The organism is Streptomyces sp. NPDC059371 (assembly GCF_042751995.1).
Taxonomy (GTDB): Bacteria; Actinomycetota; Actinomycetes; order Streptomycetales; family Streptomycetaceae; genus Streptomyces.
Window position 1 is genome coordinate 116,508 of the sequence record NZ_JBHYXD010000011.1, and the last position, 3,952, is coordinate 120,459.

The 3,952-nt window shown below is 74.7% G+C and carries 3 protein-coding genes; 1 reads left to right on the forward strand and 2 read right to left on the reverse strand.

The window, feature by feature from the left end:
* Positions 1-342: 342 nt before the first annotated feature.
* Positions 343-1,947, reverse strand: a complete 1,605-nt coding sequence (locus ACFXGX_RS09605) for an MFS transporter (RefSeq protein WP_384787188.1) — start codon at positions 1,945-1,947, stop codon at positions 343-345.
* A gap of 123 nt (positions 1,948-2,070) precedes the next feature.
* Here ACFXGX_RS09605 and ACFXGX_RS09610 point away from each other — a divergent pair, with 123 nt between their 5' ends.
* On the forward strand, positions 2,071-2,646 hold the full coding sequence (locus tag ACFXGX_RS09610) for a TetR/AcrR family transcriptional regulator (protein WP_384787192.1): 576 nt from the start codon (positions 2,071-2,073) through the stop codon (positions 2,644-2,646).
* 111 nt (positions 2,647-2,757) lie between these two features.
* Here ACFXGX_RS09610 and ACFXGX_RS09615 read toward each other — a convergent pair.
* Positions 2,758-3,952: MFS transporter (locus ACFXGX_RS09615; RefSeq protein WP_384787195.1), on the reverse strand; the 1,195-nt coding region annotated here is incomplete at its 5' end.

Consider the following 3,952-nt stretch of genomic DNA (forward strand, 5'->3'; position numbering starts at 1 on the left):
CCGGGGCCGGGGGCGGCGGGGGGCGGGGGGGGGCGCGTGCGGGGGGGGGCGGGGGGGGGGGGGTTGGCCGGCGCCCCCGGGCGGGGGCGTTACAGGGCGGGGTCCGCCCGGTGGGGTGTTTCAGGGCGGGGTCCGCCCGGTGGACGGGCGTGCGTGGCCGTCGTTCGCCCGGTGGGGCGGGCGTCCGGGGCGAGGTCCGCCCGGTGGAGGGTTCAGGCGGGTGTCAGGCCGCGTCCCCGGGGGGGGGGCGGCGCGGGCCCCCCCGGGGGGGGAGCGCGCGCGGGGGGGCGCGCGCGCGCGCGCCCACCCACCCCCGCGCGCGAGGTCCGCCGGGTTGAGGTTTCAGGGTGGTGTGAGGCCGGTTCCCTGGTCGGTCGCCGCCGGCTCCAGCGGCTTGCCGGTCCCGGCGCCGGGGCCGTCGCCGTCCTCGCGCACCGCCACCTTGCGCAGGCTCGCCGCGGCGAGGGCGGCGGCGCCCAGCAGCAGGACCGCCCCCGCGACGGCCGCCGCCTGCATGCCGTGCGTGAAGGCGTCCCGTGCCGCGCCGGCCAGTGCCTGTCCGGCGTCGCCGGGCAGCCGTCCGGCCACGGCGAGCGCGCCGCCGAGCGTCTCGTGGGCCGCGGCCGGGGCGCCGGCCGGGATGTCGTGGCGGTAGACCGCCGTGCCGATGGAGCCCAGGACCGCCATGCCGAGGGCGCCGCCGAACTCGGCGCCGGTCTCCAGCAGGGAGGAGGCGGAGCCGGCGTTGCCGACGGGCACGGTGCCGAGGGCCAGGTCCATCATCTGCGACATCACGGTGACGATCCCGGAGGCCAGGACACCCGCCCCGGCCAGCACGAGCCACAGGGAGTCGGTGCCGGCGAGGGCCAGCAGGCCGTAGCCGCAGGCGGCGACGACGAAGCCGCCGGAGACGACGTGGGCGCGGTGGACGCCCTTCTGCACGAGCTGCGCGGAGACCGGCGCGGCCACGCCGACCAGGACGGTGGGGAGCAGAGCCCACAGCGCGGCGGCCATGGAGCTCTTGCCGAGCACCGACTGGAGGTACTGCGTGGTGAAGTACGCCGAGCCCATCATGCCGAAGGACGAGATCAGGTTGAGGACGACGGCGGGCGCGAAGCCGCGGCCGCGGAACAGGGCGGGGGAGATCAGCGGCGACTTCGCGGTGCGCTGGCGGTGCACGAACAGGGCGGCGAAGACCAGGCCGACGAGGACCGAGACGACGTACTCGGTCTTCCAGCCCTCGGACGGGATCTCCTTGACGCCGTAGATCACCGGCAGCACGGCGGCCATCGAGAGCGGAACGCTCGGCAGGTCGAAGCGGCCGGGCTCGGGGTTCCTGGACTCGGGCAGCAGGAACGGGCCGAGGACCAGCAGCAGCGCCATCGCGGGCAGGTTGACCAGGAAGACCGAGCCCCACCAGAAGTACTGGACGAGGATTCCGCTCATCACCGAACCGAGAGCGATGCCGCCGGTCATGACACCGGACCACAGGCCGATCGCCTTCGCGCGCTGTCCGGGGTCGGTGAACATCGTCCGGATGATCGCCATCGTCGACGGCATCAGGGTCGCGCCGCCCACGCCGAGGACCGCGCGGGCCGCGATCAGCATCTCGGCGCTGTTCGCGTAGGCGGCCAGCACCGAGGCGGTGCCGAAGGCGGCGGCGCCGAACAGGAGCAGCTTGCGGCGCCCGATGCGGTCGCCGAGGGAGCCCATCGTCATCAGCAGTCCGGCGAGCACGAACGCGTAGATGTCGAAGATCCAGAGCTGCTGGGTGCCGCTCGGCTCCAGGTCCGCGCTGATCGCGGGGATCGCGAAGTAGAGGACGGAGACGTCCATCGAGACCAGGAGCAGCGGAAGCATCAGGACGCCGAGGGCCGTCCATTCGCGGCGGCCGGCCAGGGCGTCGGGGGCGCCGGAGGCGGGAGTCGTGCTCGTCGGGTTCGTCATGACAGGGACTGTACGGACGTATTAAACGCTTGTCTAGTACGGGTGTGTAATACGGGTGTATCAAACGGTTGTCCTTGACGGGCGTATGGGACGGTTGTCTGAATCGGGGGTACGCTGGCCGGCATGGGACACCGTGAGGATCTGCTCGAAGGCGCCAAGCGCTGCCTGCTGGAGAAGGGCTTCGCGCGCACCACGGCGCGCGACATCGTCAAGGAGTCGGGGACGAACCTGGCGTCCATCGGCTACCACTACGGATCGAAGGACGCGCTCCTCGCGCAGGCCTACGTCGCGCTGGTGGAGGAGATGCCCTTCGACGGCGACGGGGTGACCGGGATCAGCGGTGCGCCCGGCTCGCTGGAGCGGTTCCGCGAGGTGTGGTCGAACATCGTCGGCACCATGCGCGAGCCCGGATCGCTGTGGCGGCTCAGCATGGAGGTCATGACGATCGAACTGCCCGAGGTGCGCGACCATCTGGCCCGCGCCCAGCGGGAGGGCGGGCGGGGCCTGGTCGCGATCCTCATGGGCGTGCCCGAGGAGGAGGTGACCGACGAGTCCGCGGACACGCTGGGCCGCTTCTACCTGACCCTGCTGACGGGCCTCATCGCGCAGTGGACCTTCGACCCGAAGACCGCCCCCGACGGGGACGCCCTGACCGAGGGGCTGCGACAGGTGATCGAAGGGGTGCGCGCGGCGGGGTGACGGGGGAGGCCCCTCGCCTGTCACGGGAGGACCGCCGCCGCCCGCCGCCCGCCCCCGCCGCCCGTCGCCCGGTGACGCCCTCGTACCCGGCCGGCCGTGACCCGCTCTCGCTCATTCCTGACGGGCGGGGGTACGCAGGTCCCGGAGGGCCGGGACCAGCGCCACCAGCATCAGGGCACCCGTGACGGCGAAGGCCGCCGCGTACCCGACCGGTGCGGCCAGGGCGCCGAAACCGAGGGCGCCGACGCCCATGCCGCCGTCGTAGGCGAGATTCCACAGCGCGCTGACCGTGCCGTAGTCGGAGGCGGGGACCCGTGCGTACATCAGGCTCAGTGTGGCGTTCTGGGCGATGCCGAAGCCGGCTCCGAAGACGGCCACCCCGGCCAGGACGGCGACCGTGCTCCCGGTGAACGCGGTGATCAGCATGCCGCCCGCAGACAGGAGCAGGCCCGGCAGCACGAGCCCCGCGGGCCCGTGCCGGTCGCCGTACCGGCCCGCCGCCCACCGGGCCGCGGTCGACGCGGCGGGCTGCACGAAGAGGGCCGCCGCGACGACCCCCGAGGCCGCTGCGGGGACCGCCAGCGGCAGAAAGGTGACGATGATCCCGGTCGCCAGAGCCGTGGTCGCGAAGACGGCCGCGGGCCGCACCAGATCGCCGGTGCGCAGTGCCGCCACCATCCCCACGGGCTTCTCCGACGCCCGCTCCCGGCCGGGCAGGCCCGGCACCGACGCGACGGCGGCGAGCGCGGCCGCACCGGCGGCGAGGGCGACCGGGGTGAAGCCCACGCGCCCGGCCAGCCACATGCCCAGCGGCAGAGCGATCAGCGACGGCACGCCCGAGACCACACCCACCAGCGCCAGCCCCTCACCCCGCCGCTCGGCCGGGATCAGAGAGGCGGTCAGCGCCCCGCCGGCCACCAGCGTCAGAGCGAAGCCCAGGCCGCGGACCAGGCAGATCAGCACGATCCACGCCAGGGAGTGCGAGAGGGTCAGGACGAGCGCCGGAGCACCGAGCAGCGAGAGTCCGGCGACCAGCACCGCCCGGTAGCCGTAGCGCGCGACCAGGCGGGGAGCACCCAGTTCGCCGAGCACGGTGGCCAGCATCAGCGCGCCGGTGGCCGGGCCCGCCCCCGACGCCGTGGCGTAGGCGGGGACGGCCGACAGCAGCAGGAAGAAGCTCACCGACGCCCCGATCATGCTCACGAAGCGGAGCATCAGGGGCCGGGTGAGCAGCGGCGGGGGTCCGGCGGGCCCCCCGGCCGGCGCCCCGCCCGGGCCCCGGCGCGGCGCGGGCGCGGCGGGGCGG

Bases quoted from the DNA above. Each gene is read 5' to 3' on its own strand.
- ACFXGX_RS09605 (WP_384787188.1), bottom strand. From the start codon at position 1,947: ATGACGAACCCGACGAGCACGACTCCCGCCTCCGGCGCCCCCGACGCC.
- ACFXGX_RS09610 (WP_384787192.1), top strand. From the start codon at position 2,071: ATGGGACACCGTGAGGATCTGCTCGAAGGCGCCAAGCGCTGCCTGCTG.